Origin of the sequence: Pseudomonas sp. NPDC079086, assembly GCF_044542155.1 — a bacterium.
Classification (GTDB): Bacteria; Pseudomonadota; Gammaproteobacteria; order Pseudomonadales; family Pseudomonadaceae; genus Aquipseudomonas.
This window is the reverse complement of record NZ_JBITTY010000003.1, coordinates 339614-361729: the sequence shown is the minus strand read 5'-3', so window position 1 is coordinate 361729 and position 22116 is coordinate 339614. Positions and strand designations below refer to the sequence as shown.

Below are 22116 nucleotides of genomic sequence, written 5' to 3'. Positions count from 1 at the left end.
TAGTGTGATGGAGTTGTCATTTTCTTGACTGTGAGCCTATGCTTGCACCTGTGATGGCTTTTTGCCGAGCGGCGTTTGGTATTTGTCTATTCAGTGCGCCGTAATTATTGCCATGCACCAGCCGGGTTAAACACGGAGCGTACTTCCCAAGGCAACATTTGCCGTCTTCTATACTCTCGCAAGCGCTGGAAGCGCACGTCGTGGACGTGAAGTGGCGAGGGCGCAGGGGCGGATTCACCGGGAGCGTTTTTATGGCAAAGGTTCGTCAATTACTGATTGGTCTGGCGTCCAGCTCAGCCCTCTATTCTGGGCTGGTTCCAGCACTTGGCCTGGGCGAAATCACCCTGCATTCGGCGCTTAGTCAGCCGCTGGATGCCGAAATTGAATTGTTTGATGTAGGCGATCTGACCGACGCCGACATGCGCGTGCGCCTGGCGCCCGCCGAAGTGTTCAGCCGTTCCGGCGTTGACCGCCTGTACTTCTTCAGTGACCTGCGTTTTACCCCGCTGTTGCGTGGCGGCAAGAGCGTGATTCGCGTGGTGTCGACTCAGCCCGTGCGCGAGCCTTACCTGAACTTTATTGTCGAAGTGGTACGGCCTAATGGTCAGTTGTACCGCGAGTACACCGTGCTGCTCGATCCGCCCAGCTCTGCCGCTTATCGCAGCCTGGCCGCACCTTCAGCATCTGCCGCGCCAGCTGTCGTAGCGGCTACGTCTCGCGAAGCCACTACCGCGCCTGTGCGCTCGGCAGTAATGCCCGCCGCGCAGCAGGGTAATCGCTACAACGTGGTCAGCGGCGACAGCTTGTGGAAGATAGCCACAAGTCTGGCTGCTGATGCCGGGCAGGTTACACCCCAGGCGCTGATGAGCGATATCCATGCGCTTAATCCGCAGGCCTTTATCAATGGCGATATCAATCGCCTGCGTGCCGGGGCGCAATTGCTCTTGCCCGATAGCCTCGCCAGTGCCTTGCCTGCAGTAGTCGAAACATCTGTCGCGGCATCGGCATTGCCAGAGACTGTGGTCGATCCTGGTGCTCAACTGCCGGTTGATCCGCCGGCTGAGCTGCTGATTCAAGAGCAGGCCCGCGTTGAGCAGGAGCTGGCCAGCCAGATTAGCGAAACCTTGCAATTGCAACAGAGCCTGGCGCAGCTGGGCTTGCAGGTGCAGCAGTTGCAGGAGCAGATGGACGCTCGGGATCAGCAGATTGCTGGCCTGCAGGCCGAGTTGGCCGCGCGCCAAGCGAGAACCGAAACAACTGCAGCGCCTGTGCCTGCGCTGGTTGCGGCACCCGCGGCGGTTACAGCCGAATCAGGCAGCAACTGGTTGGCGATTATCGCCGGTCTGCTGGCGCTGTTGCTGGCGGGCGTGGCGGGCCTATTCTGGCGCAGCAGAAAACCCGTTGAGCCAGCGCCTGTTCCAGCTGCGGCTGCGTTGACCCCGAGCATGCCTGCGGCGCCAGTTGCACCAGCTATAGCAGCAGTCGCACCGGCAGCCGCAGTGGCTCTGAGCGTGCGCGAGGCGCCGCGTGGCGGACCGGTATGGCCTTCAGCAGGTGAAGATGCGCTGCAAAGTGCCAACGTGTATATCGCTTACGGTCGCCTGAGTGAGGCCGCCAGTACCTTGCGCAAGGCTTGGGACGCACAGCCGCAGCGCAGTGATATCGGTTTCCGTCTGCTGGAAGTGTTGGCCTTGCTGGGCGATGTCCAGGGCTTTGTCGCTCATGAAGCATTAGTGCGGGCTTCCGGCTTTACCCCGGCGCGGATCGATGAATTGAAGGCGCGGCATGCCGAGCTGTTCAGCGCGCCGCCGTCCAGCCTGCTGGACGACGTGGTGCTGGAACTGGATGAAGTCGAGGCGCAGCCGCTAGATAAGGCCGCCAATGACGGCCAGCTCAATCTGGACGATATGTCGCTGGATGCCGACTGGGATCTGGTCAGCCCCTTTGCTCCTGCTGCGCAGAAAAAAGTGGCGGACAAGGCCGATAACAGTACTGCGGCCAAACGCAAGACTTCGGATATCTTCGAGCTGTCAGGCAGCCGTGATGCGCGCAGCCCGTTTGCCGAGTCGATGCTGGTGGAAGATTCCAGCGATGGCTGGGGCGGTGACGTGCTCGACGTGGAACTACTGGATGACTTTGATGAGCTGGCCGGCAACCGCGAAAACCTGTCCAAGCTGAACATGGCCCTGGCCTATATCGAGCAGGGCAGCCTGGACAGTGCCTGCCAGATCCTCAATGAAGTGATCAAAGAGGGTGATGAAGAGCAGAAGCAGGAGGCGCGTCAGCTGCTGGCAAAAATCGCCTAATACATGGTGCTGTTGCTCAACGCCCGCGTGCCTCTGGTCCACGGGCGTTTTTCTGGGTGCACCAGGTAAGGCCGCTGCGCGTTATCATCGATTTTTCATCCGTCGCGAGCCTGCCAATGTCCAGCCCGAAAGCCGAAGTGGTCATCACCTATTGCACGCAATGTCAGTGGTTACTGCGCGCTGCCTGGCTCGCTCAGGAGCTGCTGTCGACCTTTACCGACGATCTGTCCAGAGTTTGCCTGGAACCTGGCACTGGCGGCGTATTTCGCGTTACCTGTGATGGCGCGCAGATTTGGGAGCGCAAGCTTGATGGCGGTTTCCCCGAGGCCAAGGTGCTCAAGCAGCGCTTGCGTGATCAGATCGACCCTGCTCGGGATCTGGGCCATAACGACCGCACGGGTTAATCACTTGGCTATCCGTGCCGAAAGAAAGATTGCGCTAACAATCAGCAGGCCGCCGGCGAGCATGCGAAACGTCGGCACTTCGCTGAAAAGCAGCCAGGCGAAGGCAATCCCATAGATCGGCTCCAGGGCGAAAATCACCGCCGTGGTGCGTGCCTTGAGTACCCGCAGGCTGGCGACGAACAGGCTATGCGCCAGGCCCGTGCAGAAGATCCCAAGCATGGCCATCCACAGCCAATCCTGTGCCTGCACGCTGGGCAGTGTCGGCCAGGCCAAAGGGATAAACACCAGCAGTACGGTGAGGTTCTGGTACAGCGCCGCCTGGACGGGCTCGATGCCGCGGGTGCTGGCGCGGTTGAGCAGCGACAGCAGGGCGAACAGCAGGCCGGACAACACCGCCCAGAGCAGGCCGCTGGTGGCCTGGCTACTCAGGTCGAAATCTGGGGTGACCAACACCAGGCCCAGGCACACCAGTACCACCATGGCGTACTCGACCGGCCGCGTGCGCTCGCGGAACAGCAAGCCCTCAAGCAATACGGTAAACGCCGGAAAGCTGGCAAAGCCGAGGGTGGCGATGGCTACGCCGGAGATATGCACAGACTCGAAAAAACTCCACCAGTGACCGCCAAGCAACACGCCGCCGAGGGCCAGTAGGCTGGTCTGGCGCAAGCCGAGGCGGACCAGGCGCGCGTTGCTGACTAGCTTGGCGAACAGCAGCAAGGCCGCGACGGCGAACACGGCGCGGCCGGCTGAGATCATCTGCGGGGTGGTGTTGGCCAGCTTGCCGAATATGCCGGATAGACCAAACAGCAGGGCGCCCAGATGGATCGCCCACAGCGCATTACGTTGATTCATGCCAGGCGCGCGCCGTTCGGTAGCGGTTTGTCGAAGCCGGCCAGTACCACGCGGTTGTCGGCGTCATACACACCCGTCACCAAAACTTCGGAGCGCACACCGGCGATGCGTTTGACGGCGAAATTGCACACGCACAGCACCTGGCGGCCGAGTAGCTGCTCGCAACTGTAGTGGGCGGTGAGCTGGGCGCTGGAGGTTTTGATGCCCAGTTCGCCGAGATCCACTTCCAGCACGTAGGCGGGTTTTACGGCTTTTTCATTGGGACGGGCTGCGCGAATGGTGCCGACGCGCAGCTCCACCTTTTCGAAATCCTGCCATTCGATGTTTTGCATAGGCGACTCCTCGATTCTGCCGGGCAGTCTAGGTGCCTATCTGTGCCCTTGTCTGTCTCAGGAATCGCGGGTTTTGTCGCCAGGCTCTTGTCGCTGGAGCCCGTGAATTAATCAGTGCGGCGCAGTTGCCGAGGTGTCACGCCGAGATGCCGCGATAGGGCGGCGCTAAAGGCACTTTGTGAACTGTAGCCAACCCGTGCGGCGATCTCACCAATCGCCAGGTTACTGCCCTGCAGCAACTGACGCGCCAACTGCAGACGGCGGCTGCGCACATAGTCCATCGGTGTTTGCCCGGTCTCATCGAGAAAGCGGGCGTGAAAACGCGCCGCCGACAGGCCGGCCACGCGCGCCAGATCAGCAACCTGTAAGGGGTGCGCGGCATGTTGGTCGATGTGCGCATCCAGTGCCGTCAGCGGTAGCATGCTGCCGGTAGGGGCCGGACTGTCGCCATTGGCCAGGCTGGCCAAGAGCAGGGCTGCGCCTTGTTGGGCAATCACCGGGTCATTGATCGGGCTGGCTGCCAACCAGCTGACCAGTTGGCTTTGCGCCGGGTTGAGGCTGACGGCAGCGGGTTTTTCCAGCAGGCGGCGCGTGGCATCCAGATGCCGCCCCAGCTGTTGCTGCAGCCAGCTGTCTGCGGGAACGTCGAGCACCAGGCAGTGGCTGCCATCTTTGCTACCGCAGGCGTGTTGCGCATCACTGGGCACCACGGCCAGTGTTTGGCGTTTCACCTGGCTGCCATGCCCGGCAATTTCGAACTCCAGCAAGCCGCTCAGGCCAAACACCAGCTGCGCGTGGTCGTGACTGTGGCTGAGCAGTTCATGGCTGTAATGACGCAGCGAAAGCAGCGAGGACATGGCGGGCTCCTTTTCAGGCGCTAAGTCTACCTGTAGATCTGGCTGGTGCGCTGTCATTGAACTGCCATTCGCCTGTCATGCACTTTTCACCACGTCTGCGCAGACTCGAGCAAACCCAGCCGGAGGTCGTCCATGACCAGTGCCCAGCTCGCCAAGCCCAGCCGCAAGCAACGCGTCCGTACCCTGTGGATTTCCGACGTGCACCTGGGCACTCGGGATTGTCAGGCCGAACACCTGGCAGCGTTTCTCAAACGCTATCAGACCGACAAGATCTACCTGGTCGGCGACATCATCGACGGCTGGAAGCTGCGTAGCGGGGTGTACTGGCCGCAGTCGCACAGCAATGTGATCCGCCGCCTGCTGACCATGAGCAAGCGCGGCACCGAGGTGATCTACGTCACCGGCAACCATGATGAATTTTTGCGTCGCTACTCCAGCCTGATGCTCGGCAATATCCAGCTGGTCGACGAGGCGGAGCACCTCACTGCTGATGGCCGGCGGCTGTTGGTGATTCACGGTGATCAGTTTGACGTGATTACACGCTATCACCGCTGGCTGGCCTTTCTTGGCGACTCGGCTTACGAGTTCACCCTGACCCTCAACCGCTGGTTGAATTATTGGCGTAGCCGCTATGGCTACGGCTATTGGTCGCTGTCGGCGTACCTCAAGCACAAGGTCAAGACAGCGGTGAACTTCATCAGCGACTTTGAAGAAGCCATCGTCCATGAGTGCGCCAAGCGTGGCTTCAATGGCGTTATTTGCGGGCATATTCATCATGCCGAAATCCGCCCGATGGGTGATGTCGAGTACATGAATTGCGGCGACTGGGTGGAGTCCTGCACGGCGTTGATCGAGCATCTGGATGGCAGTATCGAGTTGTATCGCCTGGCCGATGATCAGGCGCGTCAGCTGCAGGCGGCGCCAGTAGCCGCTGCCGAGCCGGCCCTGTGAGGATTCTGATCGTCTCCGACGCCTGGTCACCGCAGGTCAATGGTGTAGTTACCAGTTTGCAGGCGTTGATCAGCGAGCTACGTGGCCTCGGCCATCAGGTCAAACTGCTGTCACCGGCGGATTTTCGTGCGGTGCCTTGCCCCAGCTACCGGGAAATTCCATTGGTGTGGAACCTCTGGCGGGTAGGGCCAGCGATTCGTGCATTTCAGCCGGACTGCGTGCACCTGGCCACCGAAGGCCCACTGGGTTGGGCGGCCAGGCGTTGGCTGAGTACACGCGGCCTGGCTTTTTCCAGCGCGATTCATACGCGCTTTCCCGAATATGTACATACGCGTTGGCCCCGTGTGCCGCTGCGCTGGGGCTATGCCTTTCTACGCGCGTTTCATCGCTCAAGCCAGGCGGTGCTGGTGACCACCGAGCGCATGCGCGACGAGTTCGCCGGCTGGGGTTTCAAGCGCCTGGTGCTCTGGCGCAAGGGTGTCGATACACGGCTATTTCGCCCTGCGCTAACCTCGTCAAGCCAGGCAGGGCCGATATTTCTGTATGTCGGGCGGATTGCCCCGGAGAAAAATATCGAAGCGTTTCTCGCCCTTGATCTGCCGGGAGAGAAGCATGTGGTTGGCGATGGCCCGCAGCGTGAGGCGTTGCAGGCGGCTTATCCGCAAGTGCGCTTTCTCGGCTATCAGCATGGTCAGGCCCTGGCCAAAGCCTTTCAGAGCGCCAGCGTGCTGGTATTTCCCTCGCGCACCGATACCTATGGCTTGGTGATGCTTGAGGCTTTGGCCTGCGGCACACCGGTTGCGGCGTTTCCGGTCAGTGGGCCGCTGGATGTGTTGCAGGCGGGTGTTAGCGGAGTCATGCATGAGGACTTGCGCGCGGCCTGTATGGCGGCCTTGGGCCTGGATCGCGCGCGTTGCGCCGAGTTGGCGGCGCGGCAATCCTGGCGTGCTTCGGCGCTGGAATTTCTGGCGCAGCAGCCGTTGCTGGACGGTGAGCTGTGCATGCCAGCTGGGCAGGGCTTACATGCAGTAGGGCGTGATCAGGCGCTTACATGATCACCTTGTCACGCAGCTTATCGGCTGCCTGACTAAGGGCCTGGATGACCTTTTCCTTGTCGAAGTTCTGGATGCCGTTGGTGTCCAGGTACATGGAAAAGCCTGGCAGCTCGTGCTCGACATAGCTGGACGTGGCGCCCAGGTCACGACGGAAATCCACCACCTGATAGATCTGTACCGGTCGGGTAAAACCCTTGACGTTGATCTGGCCCTTGTCGCGACACATGATCACGTCCTTGATCAGCGAATAGGTCTCGTGGGAAATCAGGATCTCACCGGACTCAGCGGCGCTTTCCAAGCGGCTGGCAAGGTTCACATCGCGGCCGATGATGGTGTAGTCCATGCGCGTATCGGCGCCGAAGTTGCCCACCGTGCAATAACCGGTGTTCAAGCCCATGCGGATTTCCAGTGGTTTGGTGATGCCCTGGGCGCGCCACTGCTGGCGTAGCACTTTCATATGCTTGCGCATGGCGATGGCCATGGACACGGCATTCACCGCATCTTTCTTTGCGCCTTTGCTGCTCGGGTCGCCAAAGAACACCATCACGCAGTCGCCGACGAATTTGTCGATAGTGCCGCCGTATTTCAGGCAGATTTTTGACATTTCGTTGAGGTAGGTGTTGAGCAGGTCGGTCAGGGCTTCGGCTTCCAGTTCCTCGGCTAGCTCGGTAAAGCCCTTGATGTCGGAGAAAAATACCGTGAGTTTCTTGCGCTGGGTTTCCAGACGCACGCTTTTCTTGCCGGTGAAGATCGACTCCCACACTTGCGGCGATAGGTACTTGGCCAGGTTGCGCGCCAGCCGTGCAGCCTTTTCCTGCTCGCGGGTGATCTCGTTGCGCACCTGGCTCAGACGCAGGCCCTGCTGGTGTACGAAGTAGGCGGTGATGCAGATATACAGGGTGGTAAAGCCGATACTGACCAGTGCCACTAATGCAGGCGTATGGATGTTCGCTGTGACGCCAGCGATGGCAACGGTAAAGACTGCGCTGCTCAGGGCGATCAGAGATGCCAGCCCTAGGTAGCGCAGACCACCTATGACCAGTGCGCTGAAGGCCATCGTTAGCAGGGCCATCAGGGATGGCACAACGGATAAACCCAGCAGCGCGATGGCGCCGCCACAATGCAGGGCGTCAATAAACAGCAGGCTGAGGGTGGTGCGTTGCGGATGCTCGCGCTTGAAACGCAGGCTCAGATGGTGCGCCAAGTGTGGATAGAGCAGGGCGTAGGGTACCATCCAGAGAATGTCGTAACCGAAATGCTGGGTGTAGGTGCCGGCGGCAATACTGGCCGCGATGGCGATATAGGCCAGGACACGGGAGTAGTACTCACGCAGCGGCGGTGCCGGTAGTGCGGTAATGCGGGGGGCGCTTTTGACATTCATCCGATGGGACAGTCCCTGCTGCTCGTCTGGCACCTCTGTTGGGTGCCTGGGTGGCGCACCGTGCCGGCTGCGCAAAATAAGCCAAGGATCATAACCAAGCCCACCGTAACCGCCAAGCGCGGCAGCCGAACGGCAGCGCCGCCTGTGCCAGCGGTCGCTTGAGGTGGGCTGTTAAAACTTGATGCGCCCAGTAAAGGCATCTTTGAGCATCACCCAGTCGCCCATCAGCGAGTAGAACGGGTAATCGAAGGTGGCAGGGCGGTTCTTTTCGAAGACGAAGTGGCCGACCCAGGCAAAGCCGTAGCCAGTCAGCGGTATGGCCAGCAGCCACAGCCACTGCTGAGTGCCCAGGGCATAGCCCAGCACGCAGAGCACCAACAGGCTGCCAACATAGTGCAGACGGCGGCAGGTGGCGTTGCTGTGCTCCTGCAGGTAATAGGGGTAGAACTCGGCGAAGCTGTTGAAGCGTTCGTGGGTTTCAGTGCTCATCGGGGCCTCCTCTTATTCTTTTGAGCGCCACCAGGCTTGCGGCTGAAGCGGCTTGCTTGCAGTCTAGGTCGACTGACGCGCTGGGCCACTGACATTAGGTGCCAGTTTAGTATCCTTCTGTCGCCCTCCAGACTCCCTAATAAGAACAGAACACGTCATGAGCGAACGTACCACTTCATCCAGCTGGGCCTCGGGGATTGTCGCGGCCCTGGAGCTTGGCGGGGTTGATTGCCGCAGTCTGTTTGCCCAGCTGGGGCTCGACTATGCAGCCTTGAACGACTCCGATGCGCGCTTTGCCCAAGATGCCATGACCCGCCTCTGGCACCTCGCTGTGGAGGCCTCTGGAAATCCGGCCATCGGCCTGAATATGGCAAAGATTCTGCGGCCATCCTCCTTCAATGTGGTGGGCTATGCGGTGATGAGCAGCCGCAACCTGCAGGAAGGTTTTGCCCGCCTGGTGCGTTATCAACGGATTATCGGCGAGGGCGCCGACCTCAGTTTTCATCCCACTGCCGAGGGCTATGAAATGCTCCTGGCGATTCATGGTGATCGCCTGCCCTCGGCCCGCCAAAGCGCCGAAGCCTCGCTGGCGCACTCCCTGGCATTCTGCCGCTGGCTGACCGGCAAACCGTTGCGCCCGCGCCTGGTCAGTCTGATGGGGCCGGCTCCGGAGGATCTGGCGCCTTATGAAGAGGTGTTCCAGTGCCCGTTGAAATTCAACGCCGAGCACTATGCCTTGCTATTTGAGCGTGCCGATCTGGATGCCCCGCTACCATCGGCCAACGAGGCGCTGGCGCAGCTGCATGATCGTTTTGCCGGCGATTACCTGGCGCGGTTTTCCGGTACGCGGGTGACCCATCAGGTGCGTCAGGTGTTATGCCGGATGCTGCCCCAGGGCGAGCCTAAGCGTGAGGCTGTGGCACAAGCGCTGTTGCTGTCCGAGCGCACTTTGCAGCGGCGTTTGCAGGACGAAGGCACCAGCTATCAGCATCTACTCGACGACACGCGTCGCGAGCTGGCCGGCCAGTATCTGGGCCAGGCGAATCTGACCTTGCTGGAAATTTCCTACCTGCTGGGCTTTTCCGACCCGAGCAACTTCTTCCGCGCCTTCCGCCGCTGGTTTGACACCACCCCAGGTGAGTACCGTGCGCGGATGTAAAAACGTACTTAGTGTCGCCAGAAGGCCGGCAGCATTAGCACCAGCACGGTGAGAATTTCCAGGCGTCCTAGCAGCATGCCGAAGGTCAGCAGCCATTTGGCGGTGTCCGGCAGACTGGAGAAGTTACCTGCCGGGCCGATGATCGGGCCCATGCCGGGGCCAACGCCGGAGACGGTACTGGCTGCGCCGCTGAGTGCGGTGATCCAATCCAGGCCGCAAAGCGTCAGGCCCAGCGCCAGCACGGCGATGGTGATCGTGAAGAAGAACGAGAAGGTCAGAATCGAGCGGACGATGTCTTCATCCAGGTGGTGGCGGTTGTATTGCTGCTTGATCACCGCGCGTGGATGGATCAGCTGCATCAGGTTGGCCCTGAGCAGCACGTAGGCGACCTGGAAACGGAAAATCTTCAGCCCCCCTGCGGTTGAGCCCGAGCAGCCGCCGATAAACCCCAGGTAGAAGAACAGCATGCCGGCAAAGCCGCCCCACAGCGTGTAATCACCTAGGGCAAAGCCGGTGGTGGTCATGATCGAGGTGGTGTTAAACGCCACATGGCGAATGGCTTCAAGCCAGTGCAGTTCGGTGCTCAGGTAATACCAGGTGCCAAGCAGCAGCCAGGTACTTAGCAAAATACCGAGAAAGCCGCGTACCTGCTGGTCGCGGATCAACGCCTTGTAGTTGCCGCGCAGCATTGAGGCATAAAGCACAAACGGCACGCTGCCAAGAATCATTAGCACGATGGTGACCCAGTGCACCGCCGGCTCGGACCATTTGCCAACCGATTGGTCCGAGGTAGAAAAACCGCCGGTGGCGATGGCCGACATGGTGTGGTTGATGGCATCGAACAGCCCCATACCCGCAGCCCAGAGCGCCAGGCAGCCGAGTATGCTGATACTCAGGTAGGCTGCGATCATGTATTTGGCGACCATGTGCGAGCGCGGCATGATTTTTTCGGAACGGTCCGAAGATTCGGTCTGGAATAGGCGCATCCCCCCGATACGCAGCATCGGCAGAATCGCCACGGCCATGGCGATAAAACCGATCCCGCCGAGCCAGTGCAGCAACGAGCGCCAGATCAGAATCCCTGGCGACATGCTGTCTAGCCCAGAGAGTACGGTCGCCCCGGTGGCTGTGATACCGGACATGCTCTCGAAGACGGCATCGGTAACGCCCAAGTGTTGGGAGAACATGAAGGGCAGGGCGGCGAAAAGGCCCACCAGTACCCAGCTTGAGACCGTCAGTAGGTACATGTCACGTGGGCGCAGCTGCACATCCTTGGGCCGGCCTTGGGCAATCATCGCGATGCCGGCGATAAAGGTGATGAGGCTGGACCAGAGAAAAGCGTTGAGTTCGTCAGGCCGCGCAAACAACACCAGGGTCAGCATGGGCACGGCCATGCTGATTGCCAGGGTCAGAAGGAAGATGCCATTGATAAACGCGATGATCCGTAGGGTCGGCCAAGCCATCTAAGCGGGTTCCGTTCGATTAATAGCAAGAGTCTAGGGGGTGTAACCGGGCTTGCTAGCTAATCGCCCGATCGGTACGTTTTTAATGCCGCCAGAATGCCCGAGTTACCAGTACCAGCACGGTGAGAATTTCCAGGCGGCCAAGCAGCATGCCGATGGTCAGCAGCCACTTGGCGGCATCTGGCAGGCTGGAGAAGTTGCCTGCCGGGCCTATGATCGGCCCCAGTCCCGGCCCCACGTTACACACCGCCGTCGCTGCGCCTGTCAGCGCGGTTACCCAGTCCAGGCCAAGCAGGGTCAGGCCCAGGGCGATCACGCCGATGGTGATGGTGAAGAAAAACGAAAAGGTGATCAGCGAGCGGACAATCTCCTCATCGAGGTTGTGGTTGTTGTACTGCTGTTTGATTACTGCGCGCGGGTGCACCAGTTGCTGCAGGTTGGCCCGTAGCAGCACATAGGCCACTTGGAAGCGAAAGATCTTCAGGCCGCCGGAGGTGGAGCCTGAGCAGCCGCCGACAAAGGTCAGGTAGAAGAACAGCAGTATGGCGAAACTGCCCCAGGTGGTGTAATCGCCCAGGGCGAAGCCGGTGGTGGTGACCACCGAGGTGACATTCACTGCGACGATGCGAAACGCATCCAGCCAGCTGTTATCCGAGTGCAGCCATAGCCAGGTGCCGAACACCAGCCAGGTGACAAGCAGAAAGCCGAGAAAGCCGCGTACCTGATGGTCCTTGAACAGCGCCTTGCGGTTGCCGCGCAGGGTGGCGACATACAGGGTAAAGGGCAGGCCGCCGAAGATCATCAGCACCACCGCCACCCAGTGCACGGCCGGTTGGCTCCAGTTGGCCAGGGATGAGTCCGAGGTGGAGTAGCCGCCGGTGGAGATCGAGGTCATCGCATGATTGAGCGCATCGAAGGGTGTCATGCCCGCCAGCCAAAAGCTGAGAAAGCCGATCAGGGTCAGGCTCAGGTAGATAAACAGGATGTATTTGGCGGCCATGTGCGAGCGCGGCATGACCTTCTCGCCCCAGTCCGAGGATTCGGTCTGGAACAGGCGCATGCCGCCGACCCGCAGCAGCGGCAGAATCGCCACCGCCATGCCGATAAAACCGATGCCGCCTAGCCATTGCAGCATTGAGCGCCAGATCAGCAGGCCAGGGGAGGCGTGGTCCAGGCCTGAAAGTACAGTTGAGCCGGTAGTCGTTACACCGGACATGGTCTCGAAGAAGGCATCTGTGTAGCTGATATGGTGAATCAACACCATCGGCAGGGCGGCAAAGATACACACCACCAACCAACTGCCGGTGGTCAGCAGGTACATGTCGCGCGGGCGCAGCTGCGCATCCTTGGGTCGTCCGGGGATGACCATGGCAATGCCCGCAGCGGCCGTTGCCAGGCTCGACCAGAGAAAAGCGTTGAGGTCGTCGGTGCGCGAATACAGCAGCAGCGTCAGCATGGGGATCAGCATGCTGACGGCCAGAGTGATCAGGAAGATGCCGAGAATAAAAGCGATGATGCGCAGTGTCGGCAATGACATGGGGTCGGCTCGGGCTCTGGGGCAAAGGGGCGTTATTCTACGCGCGCTGCAGCCGCTGTACAGCAGCCGTAATGCGCGCTTTACAAGCGCTTGGCGCAGCATAGAATAGCCGCCAGGTGCCGGCCCTTGCCGGTTTCTGAGCCCGCCAAATCATGTCCGATAGTAATCCTTGTCTAAGCTGTGGCGCCTGCTGCGCGCATTTTCGTGTGTCATTTTTCTGGGGTGAGTGCCAATCGGCCGGTGGTTTGATGCCGGACGATCAGGTGGTGCTGATCACCCCGCACCGGGTCGCCATGCGCGGCACGGAAAGCAAACCTACGCGATGTACAGCCCTGCTAGGTGAGGTTGGCCAGGGTGTGCGTTGCACACTCTATCAAGAGCGCTCCAGCACCTGTCGCGAGTTTGAGGCCTCCTGGGTCAACGGTGAGCACAACCCGCATTGCGATGCGGCGCGCAGCGCACACGGCTTGCCGCCGTTGATGCCGCCTGTTACGCCGAGCGTTTCACCGGAGCGGGTGGCCTGAGTCGGGGTTACCCCATCGCGCAGCGCAGGCACTAGAATGGCCACCTGTTTCAATTGCCGAGGTGGCTGATGGATGCTCTTGATGCGTTGTTAAACCGTGTTTCCGCCCCGCGCCTGATTGCGCCGGCACCCAATGCCGCTCAGCGTGAGCTCTTGTTTCGCGCCGCTTTGCGCGCGCCGGATCATGGCCAGCTGCGGCCCTGGCGCTTTCTTACGGTGGAAGGTGAGGGCTTGGTTCGACTGGGCGAACTGTTTGCCGCTGCATTACCTGTCGACGCCAGCCCTGAGGCGATGACCAAGGCACGTGCCATGCCGTTGCGTGCGCCGCTACTGGTGCTGGTGATCGCTCGTGTGCAGGCTGGCTTGAAGGTGCCGGAGCAGGAGCAAGTATTGGCGGCAGGCTGCGCCGCTCACGGCATTCTGCTGGCTGCCCATGCCCAGGGCATTGGTGCGGTCTGGCGCACCGGTGATATGGCGTACAACCCTCAGGTCGCTGCCGGCCTGGGGCTGAGCGCGGATGAGCAGGTTATTGCCTACCTTTACCTAGGCACCCCAGAGCGCGAACTGCGTGCGGTGCCACAGGTGCAGGTCAGTGACTTTGTCAGGGCCTGGCCAGCGCCTGATTCGGCGGAGTAAGCGGCAGGCGCAAGGTGGCGATAAAGCCGCCTTGGGCATGATTGCTCAGTTCCAGCTGGCCGCTATGTCGCTCGGCGGCACGGCGGGCGATGGCCAATCCCAGGCCGTGACCGCTGCTGGTCTGGCCTGGGGCACGGTAGAAGGGTTCGCCAAGGCGTGCCAGCAGCTCAGGCGCAACGCCAGGGCCGTGGTCACGCACGCTTAGGCACAGGTGCTCGGCGCTTTTGCTGGCCACCAGTTCGATGACCTGGCCTGCCGGGTTGAAGCGCAGGGCGTTGCGTAGCAGGTTGTCCAACGCGCGTTGCAGCATATCCGGCCAGCCGTTGAACGGTAGGTCGCTTTCCAGCTGAATATTGATTTGTTGTTCTGGTGCATCGAGTTGCGCGTCTTCCTGCAATTTGTGCAGCAGCTCGTTCACATTGATCAGTTGCGCCGCGCCTGGTTCAGCGTCGAGGCGAGCGAGGGCGAGGATTTCACTGATCAGCGCTTCCAGGCGGTCGCACTCCTGGCTCAGGCGTGGCCAGTATTTTTCCCGCTCGGCAGCATCGGCGCGCTCGGTCAGCGCCAAGGCTATGCGCAAGCGTGCCAGTGGTGAACGTAACTCATGGGACACATCCCGCAGCAGCTGGCGCTGGCTGCTGATCAGGCCCTGTACGCGTTCGCCCATGCGGTTGAAGTCGGCCGCCAGAACGCCGAGCTCATCACGCCGTTCGGCCAATTTGGCCAGGCTGTTCTGCTGGTAAGCGGTTTGCCCTAGGTCGTGCACGGCGCCGCGTAGGCGATTCAGCGGGCGGGTGATGGAGAGCGTCAGCCAGAGGCTGAACAGGGTCAGCACCAGCATGGCGATACCCAGCGCGCTCAGCGGCATCAGCAGGCTTTCACGCTGCCAGGCGGCGACTTCGGGATTCGGGATGCGGTAGATAAACAGATAGGTTTCGCCGCTGTACGGGCTTGTGTAATCGACACTCAGGCGGCGCCAGGGCAGGCGTTTTTCATTGCGATGGCGCGCCTCAAAGGCTGCTGCACGCGGTGGGAATGTCCCTTTTACTACCGGTTGACCACTGTCATCGAGCACCTGTACATCAACGCGAAAGGTGCGTTTGCGCTGTTCCAGCAGGGCTTGGGCTGCGCGTGGGCCTTGTTCTTCGTAGCGTTGGGTCCACGTCTCGGCGAGGTGTTCCATGCCCGGGTGCTGGCTAAGCAGCCAGGCGTCCTGATTGAGCATGCGCCCAAGCAACATGGACAGCCCGGCAACTAGGGCAATAGCCAGCCAGAAACTGGCAAAGATGCGCCAGAACAGTGACCGCACGGTGGCTCCTTATTAGTAATGGCTGTAGTGGAAATGCTAACGCCCATCAGGCTGTAAAGCCTGATGGGCGTTAGGCAACGGTGCTTGGGTTAATTCTTTTTCGCCTGGTCTGCCTGCCAGGCTTTAAATGCCTGGTGCTCGGCGCGGCGCTCTTCCATCTTTTTCTGATGCTCGTCGAAGGCTTTCTGCTGTTCGGGTTTGAGCAGGGCGCGGATGGCGCTGTGCTGTTTGTCTTTGGCGGCCTTCAATTCGTCCTGCATGGCTTTCTGTTCGGCAGCTGGCAGTTTGTCCAGGTAGCGCTTGGTGATGTCATGGCGGCCTTTCATCTGCTCGCCCATTAGCTTGCGGATTTCGCGCTGCTGCTCTTTGCTCAGGTCGAGCTCTTTGAACATGCGGGAGCCGTGCTCGCCGCCGCCGTACTGTGGGCCGCCTTCGGGCATGGCCATAGCCAGGGTCGGCAGGGTCAGAGCGAGCAGTACTGCAGTAAGGGTCTTGCGCATGGTGTGTCTCCTTGTCTGAAACCGGTAAACACCGGATGAGCCCAGTCTAGGGCGGTCAAGGTCAAGGGCCGTCAGGGCAAGGTAAAGCTTAGGTAAAGAGCGCGGCTGAACTGATTAACTTAAAAACTGTGCAAAACCTCGCGAGCTAGAGTCCTGCAAGGCGCTACGTAGTAACAGCCTCCGGCTGGTCAAAGCGGCGAGGACGCGGACTGGGCTCGCACGCGAGTTTACTGCTGTAAATGAGCATTACTCGTTTCACTCGCCCTTCGGGTCGCGCTAAAGCGCGTTAGCCGCAAGCGGCTTGCCGAGCCGGTTTTTAACGCAGCAGGGCCGACGCGCAGCAGGTTTTAAACGCTGTAGTAATAGCCGCGGCTACGTAACGCCAGAATGCGTTGGCGGCCGTCTGCATGTGGCCCGAGCTTTTTGCGCAGGTTGCTGACGTGCATATCAAGGCTGCGGTCATATAGGGTCAGCTTGCGGCCCAAGGCCAGTTGCGCCAGTTCCTGTTTATCCACCGGCTCGCCAGGCTGTTGCAGCAGAGCTTCGAGAATGCGGCTTTCTGAAAGTGTCAGCAGCACTTCCTGTTCGCCCAGGGTCACGGTGCCGCGCGCCTGACTGTAATGCAGGTCGCCGAGGTCGAGCGGGCTGCTGGGCGTTGCCGGCAGGCTGCGGCGTAAGACGGCGCGCAGGCGTGCGGTGAGTTCACGGGGATCGCAAGGTTTGGCCAAATAATCATCGGCCCCCAGCTCCAGGCCGAGAATCCTGTCCAACGGTTCGCCTCGGGCAGAGAGCATCAGCACCGGCAGTTCCGGGTGATCGCTGCGCAATTGCTTGAGCAGCTCCAGGCCGCTGCCATCGGGCAACATCACGTCCAGCACCACCGCATCGGGGCTGTGCTTGGTGAGGGCGTTACGGGCGCTGTGGCCGTCATGGCAAGCGCTAACCTGGAAACCCTCCTGGGTCAGCCAGCTGGTCAGCAGTTCGCAGAGTTCGACGTCGTCGTCGATTAACAGCAGATCACTCATGGGTCAGTTGAGCCATTCGCTGCGTGAGCGGCGACCACGGCGCAGTAGGGCACCGATGATCACCCCGAGCAAACCAGCTCCAGCGCCTGTGGCAAACCACATCTGCTGCTCGCTGATCAGTGGCTTTGGAGCGCTGGCCTGGGCTTTTTTCAGGTCTAGTTTGAGACGCTGGTTTTCCTGGCGCAGGCGTTGCAGTTGGACGGTATCGCGTTCGTTGCTACTGCTTTGCAGTTCAGCGCTGAGGGCTTCGCGCTGTTCTTCGCTGAGCGCCAGGCGCTGCTCCAGTTCATCGATCTGCGTCTGCTCCGTAGTGGCTTCTGCCAATGACTGTGGTGGACTTTCTTCGGCCTGGGTGACGGCCGGTAAGCACAGGGTCAAGAGCAGAAACAGCGGGCCTGGACGCATCGGAACTCCTACCTTTGTAATTGTTGTTATGGGTTATTCAGCGAAGGGATTAGCTTAAGGCAAGACCAGTTTGAAGGGTTTTACCAGCACCGAGGCATACACGCCGGCGGCGCGGTAGGGGTCGGCATCGGCCCATTGTTGCGCGGCCAGCAGCGATTCGAATTCCGCGACGATCAGGCTGCCGGAAAAGCCTGCCGGGCCTGGATCATTGCTGTCGACGGCCGGGTGCGGGCCGGCGAGGATCAAGCGGCCTTCAGTTTTCAGTTGCTCCAGGCGTGCAAGGTGCGCCGGGCGGGCATTCAGGCGGCTTTCTAGGGAGTTTTCCACATCGGTGGCAATGATCGCGTACAGCATTTCAATCCTTAAGTAAGGTCATCGGCGCAGGCCGCTGCCAGGGGAGAAAAGCAGCCTGTTCAGGCAAAGTCGAGGAAATATTGGCGCAAGCCAGCAAGAATCCACATCTGCCGGCATAATAACAAACATAAATGACTCGGAAAGCGCCCCTTATGGATGTTGATTTGCATTGCCACAGTACCGCTTCAGATGGCGCACTTGCGCCGGCTGTGGTGGTGGCGCGGGCGTTTGAGCGCGGTGTGCGTTTGCTGGCGCTGACCGATCACGACACCCTCGATGGCCTTGATGAGGCCGGCGCCGCAGCGCAAGCGCTGGGCATGCAATTGGTCAATGGCATCGAACTGTCCTGCACCTGGGGCGGTGCGACTATTCACGTATTGGGCTACGCCTTCAACCGCGATGCACCGACCTTGCAGCAGGCGATTGCCGAACTGCACGAGGGCCGCTGGTTGCGCGCCGCGGAAATCAGCAAACGCCTGGATGCTAAAGGTATGCCGGGTGCTCTGGAAGGCGCGCGGGCCATGCAGCAGGAATTGGGCGACAGCGGCAACGCCCCGGCGCGTCCGCACTTTGCGGACTTTCTGGTGCGCAGCGGTTATGTCAAAGACCGCGCCGAAGCGTTTCGCAAGTGGCTCGGCTCGGGCAAGCTGGGCGATGTCAAACAACACTGGCCTGAGCTGGCCCAGGCGGTGGATACCCTGCGCCGTGCGGGTGCCTGGGTCAGCCTGGCGCATCCCTGGCAGTACGACTTTACTCGCAGTAAACGACGCAAGTTGATCGCCGATTTTGTCGGTGCTGGTGGGCATTCGCTGGAAGTGGTCAACGGTATGCAGCCAGCCGAACAGGTCGGCAGTCTGGCGATTCTGGCGCGGGAGTTCGGCATGTTCGTCACCGCAGGCAGTGATTTTCACGCGCCCGGTCAGTGGTCTGAGCTAGGCGTCTATCGCCCAGTGCCCGAGGATCTACCGCCCCTGTGGGCACGGTTTCAGCATGTCCAACAGCCTACTGCAATTTGACCAGGATCCAAGCGTGAGCCAATTCTTCCAGATTCATCCGGAAAACCCACAGGCGCGCCTGATCAAACAGGCCGTGGAGATTATCCGTAACGGTGGGGTGGTGATCTATCCGACCGATTCCTCCTACGCCGTGGGTTGCCATTTAGGCGACAAGAACGCGGTGGAGCGCATTCGCCGCATGCGTCAGTTGGACGATAAGCACAATTTCACCCTGGTATGTCGCGACCTGTCGCAGCTCAGCACCTTTGCCAAGGTTGATACCGGCGCTTTCCGCTTGCTCAAAAGCCATACCCCTGGGCCTTACACCTTTATTCTCAACGCCACCCGTGAAGTGCCGCGCATGGTGCTGCATGCCAAGCGCCGCACCATCGGTCTGCGTGTGCCCAGCCATCCGATCGCCATGGCCTTGCTGGCTGAGCTGGATGAGCCGCTGATGAGCGTTAGCCTGATTCTGCCGGGTGAGACGCTACCGATGAGCGACCCTTACGAGATGCGCCAGATCCTTGAGCATCAGGTTGATCTGATCATCGACGGTGGCTTCGGTGGGCTGGAAGCCTCCACCGTGGTCAGCTTGCTTAATGATGAGCCTGAGGTGTTTCGAGTAGGTTGCGGTGATCCGTCGCCTTTTACGAATGACATCTGATCCTGGCTATAATCGCTTTCCTTTGAGTTTTCAGGTAATCCGTTTTGAGTCTTGTTGACGCTGAACGCCGCGTGCTATCTGGCATGCGCCCGAGTGGTCTGCTGCATCTAGGGCATTACCAGGGGGTGCTGAAGAACTGGGTGAAGCTGCAACACACCTATGAATGCTTCTTCTGCATCGTCGACTTACATGCGCTAACCACTGATTACGACGATGTCGGCCCCTTGTCTCAGCGGGTCATGGACATGGCCGTAGACTGGCTGGCGGCCGGCGTCAGCCCCAGTTCGGCGACGCTGTTTATCCAGTCGCAAGTCCCTGAACACGCGGAACTGCACCTGCTGCTGTCGATGATCTGCCCGCTCAGCTGGTTGGAGCGAGTGCCGTCTTATAAAGAGCAGCAGGAGCAGTTGCACGGCAAGGATCTGAGTACCTTCGGCTTTCTCGGTTACCCCTTGCTCCAGGCGGCGGACATTCTGCTGTACCGCGCCGGCGTGGTGCCGGTGGGTAGTGACCAGCTCGCGCATATCGAGTTTGCGCGGGATGTGGCGCGGCGCTTCAACCATTTGTATGGCCGCGAGCCAGGCTTTGAGGAAAAGGCCGAGGCGGCGATCATCAAGCTGGGCAAGAAAACCGCAACCCTCTACAACAATCTGCGTAAGGCCTATCAAGAACAGGGCGACGCAGAAGCACTGGAAACGGCGCGGGCACTGCTCAAGGACCAGCAGAGCATCACTTTGGGTGATAAGGAACGCCTCTACGGTTATCTGGAAGGTGGCGGCAAAATTCTGCTGGTCGAGCCGCAGGCCATGCTCGGCGAGTCGCCCAAGCTGCTCGGGCTCGACGGTAGCAAGATGTCCAAGTCCAATAACAACGCGATTTTCCTGCGTGACAGCGCCACAACGATCGAAGAAAAGATCCGCCGTATGCCGACCGACCCGGCGCGGGTGCATCGCGATGACCCAGGCAGCCCGGAAAATTGCCCGGTGTGGTCGCTGCATCAGCTGTATTCCAGCAATGAAACCTGCGACTGGGCGCAGCAAGGCTGTCGCAGCGCCGGTATTGGCTGTCTGGAATGCAAAGCCCCCTTGGTCGAAGCGCTGCAGCAGGAGTTGCAACCGTTGCAGGCACGTGCGGCTGACTACCAGGATAATCCCGATCTGGTGCGGCAGATTCTTGCCGATGGCGCTGACAAGGCACGCTCCGAAGCACGGGAAACCCTTAGCGAAGTGCGCTTGGCCCTTGGTTTGAATTACCGCTGAACCTACTTTCGAGAGTGACCATGTCCAGCGTGCCAGCCCAGGAACTCCCCGATAGCCATCCCCAGGATCAGGCCAATGCCCTGCAAGAGCTGCCATTTGCCCTGGTCTATGGTCAGGCGGTCACCGAAATGCCGCTGGATCTGTACATCCCGCCGGATGCCCTGGAGGTGTTTCTCGAAGCCTTTGAAGGCCCGTTGGACCTGTTGCTGTACCTGATTCGCAAGCAGAACATCGACGTGCTGGATATCCCGGTGGCGGAAATTACCCGTCAGTACATGGGCTATGTCGAACTGATGCAGTCGGTGCGTCTGGAGCTGGCTGCCGAGTACCTGGTGATGGCGGCCATGCTCGCCGAGATCAAGTCGCGCATGTTGTTGCCGCGCTCCAATGAGGCGGAAGCTGAGGAAGACGACCCGCGAGCCGAACTGATCCGTCGCCTGCAAGAATACGAGCGTTACAAGGCCGCAGCGGAGGGCATTGATGGCCTCAGTCGGGTCGGCCGTGACGTTACCGTGCCGCGCCTGGATGCCCCCGAAGCGCGGGCGCGCAAGCTGCTGCCGGATGTCAGTCTGGAAGAAGTGCTGCTGTCGATGGCCGAAGTGCTGCGCCGCGCCGATATGTTTGAAAGCCACCAGGTTACCCGTGAAGCATTGTCGACCCGCGAGCGCATGAGCGAAGTGCTCGAACGCCTCAAGGGCGGCGCGTTTGTGCCCTTTGTCAGCCTGTTCAGCGCTGAAGAGGGCAAGCTCGGCGTGGTGGTGACCTTTATGGCAGTGCTCGAGTTGATCAAGGAATCCCTGGTTGAACTGGTGCAAAATGAGGCTTTCGGGCCAATACATGTGCGTGCGCGGGCTGAATAAGCATGAACCTTAACGAACCTCGCGAGCTGGCCAGCCTGCTCGAAGCCTTTCTGCTGGCATCTGGCAAGCCGCAATCTCTGGAACGTCTGTTCGAGCTTTTCGAAGAAGCCGAGCGCCCCGAACCGGCGGTGTTCAAAAAGGCCCTGGCGCACCTGGGCAAGTCCTGTGAAGGACGTGCTTTTGAGCTGGTCGAAGTGGCGTCAGGCTACCGTCTGCAAGTGCGCGAAAAATATGCCCCTTGGGTTGGCCGACTGTGGGAGGAGCGCCCGCAGCGCTATTCGCGCGCCATGCTGGAAACCCTGGCTTTGATCGCCTACCGCCAGCCGATTACCCGTGGCGAAATCGAAGATGTACGCGGAGTGGCGGTCAACAGTCATATCGTCAAAACCCTGCTGGAGCGCGAGTGGATTCGCGTGGTTGGTTACCGTGATGTGCCGGGCAAGCCGGCAATGTTTGCTACCACTAAAGCCTTTCTCGACCACTTCAACCTGAAAAGTCTCGACGAACTACCGCCGCTTGCCGCCCTGCGTGAGCTGGAACCGGAGCCGGTGCTGGCCTTCGAAGATGACCTAGAAGCGCCGCAAAGTCTGCAGGCACGTGCCGATCTGGCCCTGGCCGATGAGCCAGCGGTGGAGGTCAATGAGGAAACCAGCTTCAGCAGCCTGCTAGCTGAACTCGACTCGATGGAGCAGGGTCTGAAGACCGACTTCGACGATTTGCCCGAGCAGGACGATGAGCTTGAGGATGCCGATGAGCCGCACGAAACCCTGGATAAAGAGCAGCTGTCTGACTGAAGCGCT

The 22116-nt window shown here is 60.3% G+C and carries 24 protein-coding genes; 12 read left to right on the top strand and 12 right to left on the bottom strand.

The features are described 5' to 3' along the window. The first annotated feature begins 251 nt into the window (after window positions 1-251). The gene (locus ACIGEK_RS16430) at window positions 252-2306 is read left to right on the top strand and encodes a FimV/HubP family polar landmark protein (RefSeq protein ID WP_397494356.1); all 2055 of its coding nucleotides are present in this window, start codon (window positions 252-254) and stop codon (window positions 2304-2306) included. A 116-nt stretch (window positions 2307-2422) separates the two neighbouring features. After that, window positions 2423-2710, top strand: a complete 288-nt coding sequence (locus ACIGEK_RS16425; protein WP_397494355.1) for a SelT/SelW/SelH family protein — start codon at window positions 2423-2425, stop codon at window positions 2708-2710. On the opposite strand, the gene ACIGEK_RS16420 is transcribed toward ACIGEK_RS16425, so the two are convergent. From ACIGEK_RS16420 to ACIGEK_RS16410, 3 genes are all read right to left on the bottom strand, one after another. Further along, window positions 2711-3562: a DMT family transporter gene (locus tag ACIGEK_RS16420; protein WP_397494354.1), complete on the bottom strand. Its 852-nt coding sequence runs from the start codon at window positions 3560-3562 to the stop codon at window positions 2711-2713. After that, window positions 3559-3894 (bottom strand): tRNA-binding protein, encoded by a 336-nt coding sequence (locus ACIGEK_RS16415; RefSeq protein WP_397494353.1) that lies wholly within the window; start codon window positions 3892-3894, stop codon window positions 3559-3561. The genes ACIGEK_RS16420 and ACIGEK_RS16415 overlap by 4 nt, the downstream gene beginning before the upstream one ends. Before the next feature lie 107 nt (window positions 3895-4001). Further along, on the bottom strand, window positions 4002-4751 hold the full coding sequence (locus tag ACIGEK_RS16410; RefSeq protein WP_397494352.1) for an AraC family transcriptional regulator: 750 nt from the start codon (window positions 4749-4751) through the stop codon (window positions 4002-4004). Between the two features lie 132 nt (window positions 4752-4883). On the opposite strand from ACIGEK_RS16410, the gene ACIGEK_RS16405 reads away from it, so the two are divergent. Further along, entirely contained in the window at window positions 4884-5702 is an 819-nt protein-coding gene (locus ACIGEK_RS16405) for a UDP-2,3-diacylglucosamine diphosphatase (RefSeq protein WP_397494351.1), read from the top strand. Further along, complete coding sequence (locus ACIGEK_RS16400; protein WP_397494350.1) at window positions 5699-6757, top strand: glycosyltransferase family 4 protein; 1059 nt, start codon at window positions 5699-5701, stop codon at window positions 6755-6757. The genes ACIGEK_RS16405 and ACIGEK_RS16400 overlap by 4 nt, the downstream gene beginning before the upstream one ends. Here ACIGEK_RS16400 and ACIGEK_RS16395 read toward each other — a convergent pair. After that, a complete protein-coding gene (locus ACIGEK_RS16395; RefSeq protein ID WP_397494349.1) occupies window positions 6750-8138 on the bottom strand; it encodes an adenylate/guanylate cyclase domain-containing protein in 1389 nt (462 codons plus the stop codon). The genes ACIGEK_RS16400 and ACIGEK_RS16395 overlap by 8 nt on opposite strands. 171 nt (window positions 8139-8309) lie before the next feature. Continuing rightward, window positions 8310-8627: an Mpo1-like protein gene (locus ACIGEK_RS16390; RefSeq protein WP_397494348.1), complete on the bottom strand. Its 318-nt coding sequence runs from the start codon at window positions 8625-8627 to the stop codon at window positions 8310-8312. Window positions 8628-8784: 157 nt separating this feature from the next. Here ACIGEK_RS16390 and ACIGEK_RS16385 point away from each other — a divergent pair, with 157 nt between their 5' ends. Further along, entirely contained in the window at window positions 8785-9786 is a 1002-nt protein-coding gene (locus ACIGEK_RS16385; RefSeq protein WP_397494347.1) for an AraC family transcriptional regulator, read from the top strand. An 8-nt stretch (window positions 9787-9794) separates the two neighbouring features. On the opposite strand, the gene ACIGEK_RS16380 is transcribed toward ACIGEK_RS16385, so the two are convergent. Both ACIGEK_RS16380 and ACIGEK_RS16375 read right to left on the bottom strand, forming a co-directional pair. Continuing rightward, a complete protein-coding gene (locus ACIGEK_RS16380) occupies window positions 9795-11249 on the bottom strand; it encodes a TrkH family potassium uptake protein (protein ID WP_397494346.1) in 1455 nt (484 codons plus the stop codon). Between the two features lie 82 nt (window positions 11250-11331). After that, window positions 11332-12786 (bottom strand): TrkH family potassium uptake protein, encoded by a 1455-nt coding sequence (locus ACIGEK_RS16375; protein ID WP_397494345.1) that lies wholly within the window; start codon window positions 12784-12786, stop codon window positions 11332-11334. 152 nt (window positions 12787-12938) lie between these two features. Here ACIGEK_RS16375 and ACIGEK_RS16370 point away from each other — a divergent pair, with 152 nt between their 5' ends. Continuing rightward, window positions 12939-13310, top strand: a complete 372-nt coding sequence (locus ACIGEK_RS16370; protein WP_397494344.1) for a YkgJ family cysteine cluster protein — start codon at window positions 12939-12941, stop codon at window positions 13308-13310. 68 nt (window positions 13311-13378) lie between these two features. Continuing rightward, a complete protein-coding gene (locus ACIGEK_RS16365) occupies window positions 13379-13945 on the top strand; it encodes a nitroreductase family protein (RefSeq protein ID WP_397494343.1) in 567 nt (188 codons plus the stop codon). Here the strand turns inward: ACIGEK_RS16365 and ACIGEK_RS16360 are convergent. The 5 genes from ACIGEK_RS16360 to ACIGEK_RS16340 form a co-directional block, all read right to left on the bottom strand. Next, entirely contained in the window at window positions 13911-15254 is a 1344-nt protein-coding gene (locus tag ACIGEK_RS16360; RefSeq protein ID WP_397494342.1) for a sensor histidine kinase, read from the bottom strand. The two genes, ACIGEK_RS16365 and ACIGEK_RS16360, sit on opposite strands and share 35 nt — an antisense overlap. 89 nt (window positions 15255-15343) lie before the next feature. After that, on the bottom strand, window positions 15344-15754 hold the full coding sequence (locus ACIGEK_RS16355) for an LTXXQ domain protein (RefSeq protein WP_397494341.1): 411 nt from the start codon (window positions 15752-15754) through the stop codon (window positions 15344-15346). Window positions 15755-16101: 347 nt separating this feature from the next. Further along, window positions 16102-16779, bottom strand: a complete 678-nt coding sequence (locus ACIGEK_RS16350; RefSeq protein ID WP_397494340.1) for a response regulator transcription factor — start codon at window positions 16777-16779, stop codon at window positions 16102-16104. A 3-nt stretch (window positions 16780-16782) separates the two neighbouring features. Further along, the gene (locus ACIGEK_RS16345; RefSeq protein WP_397494339.1) at window positions 16783-17184 is read right to left on the bottom strand and encodes a translation initiation factor 2; all 402 of its coding nucleotides are present in this window, start codon (window positions 17182-17184) and stop codon (window positions 16783-16785) included. Between the two features lie 54 nt (window positions 17185-17238). Further along, window positions 17239-17538, bottom strand: coding sequence for a YciI family protein (locus tag ACIGEK_RS16340; protein WP_397494338.1), 300 nt, complete (start codon window positions 17536-17538; stop codon window positions 17239-17241). Between the two features lie 152 nt (window positions 17539-17690). Between ACIGEK_RS16340 and ACIGEK_RS16335 the strand changes: the two genes are divergently transcribed. The 5 genes from ACIGEK_RS16335 to scpB all read left to right on the top strand — a co-directional run bounded on the left by ACIGEK_RS16335 (window position 17691) and on the right by scpB (window position 22110). Further along, entirely contained in the window at window positions 17691-18554 is an 864-nt protein-coding gene (locus ACIGEK_RS16335; RefSeq protein ID WP_397494337.1) for a PHP domain-containing protein, read from the top strand. A gap of 13 nt (window positions 18555-18567) precedes the next feature. After that, a complete protein-coding gene (locus tag ACIGEK_RS16330) occupies window positions 18568-19197 on the top strand; it encodes an L-threonylcarbamoyladenylate synthase (RefSeq protein ID WP_397494336.1) in 630 nt (209 codons plus the stop codon). Between the two features lie 44 nt (window positions 19198-19241). Then, window positions 19242-20456: a tryptophan--tRNA ligase gene (locus tag ACIGEK_RS16325; RefSeq protein WP_397494335.1), complete on the top strand. Its 1215-nt coding sequence runs from the start codon at window positions 19242-19244 to the stop codon at window positions 20454-20456. Window positions 20457-20617: 161 nt separating this feature from the next. Beyond that, complete coding sequence (locus tag ACIGEK_RS16320; RefSeq protein ID WP_397494635.1) at window positions 20618-21316, top strand: segregation and condensation protein A; 699 nt, start codon at window positions 20618-20620, stop codon at window positions 21314-21316. Between the two features lie 2 nt (window positions 21317-21318). Continuing rightward, the gene (gene scpB / locus ACIGEK_RS16315; RefSeq protein ID WP_397494334.1) at window positions 21319-22110 is read left to right on the top strand and encodes an SMC-Scp complex subunit ScpB; all 792 of its coding nucleotides are present in this window, start codon (window positions 21319-21321) and stop codon (window positions 22108-22110) included. The last annotated feature ends 6 nt before the right edge of the window (window positions 22111-22116 follow it).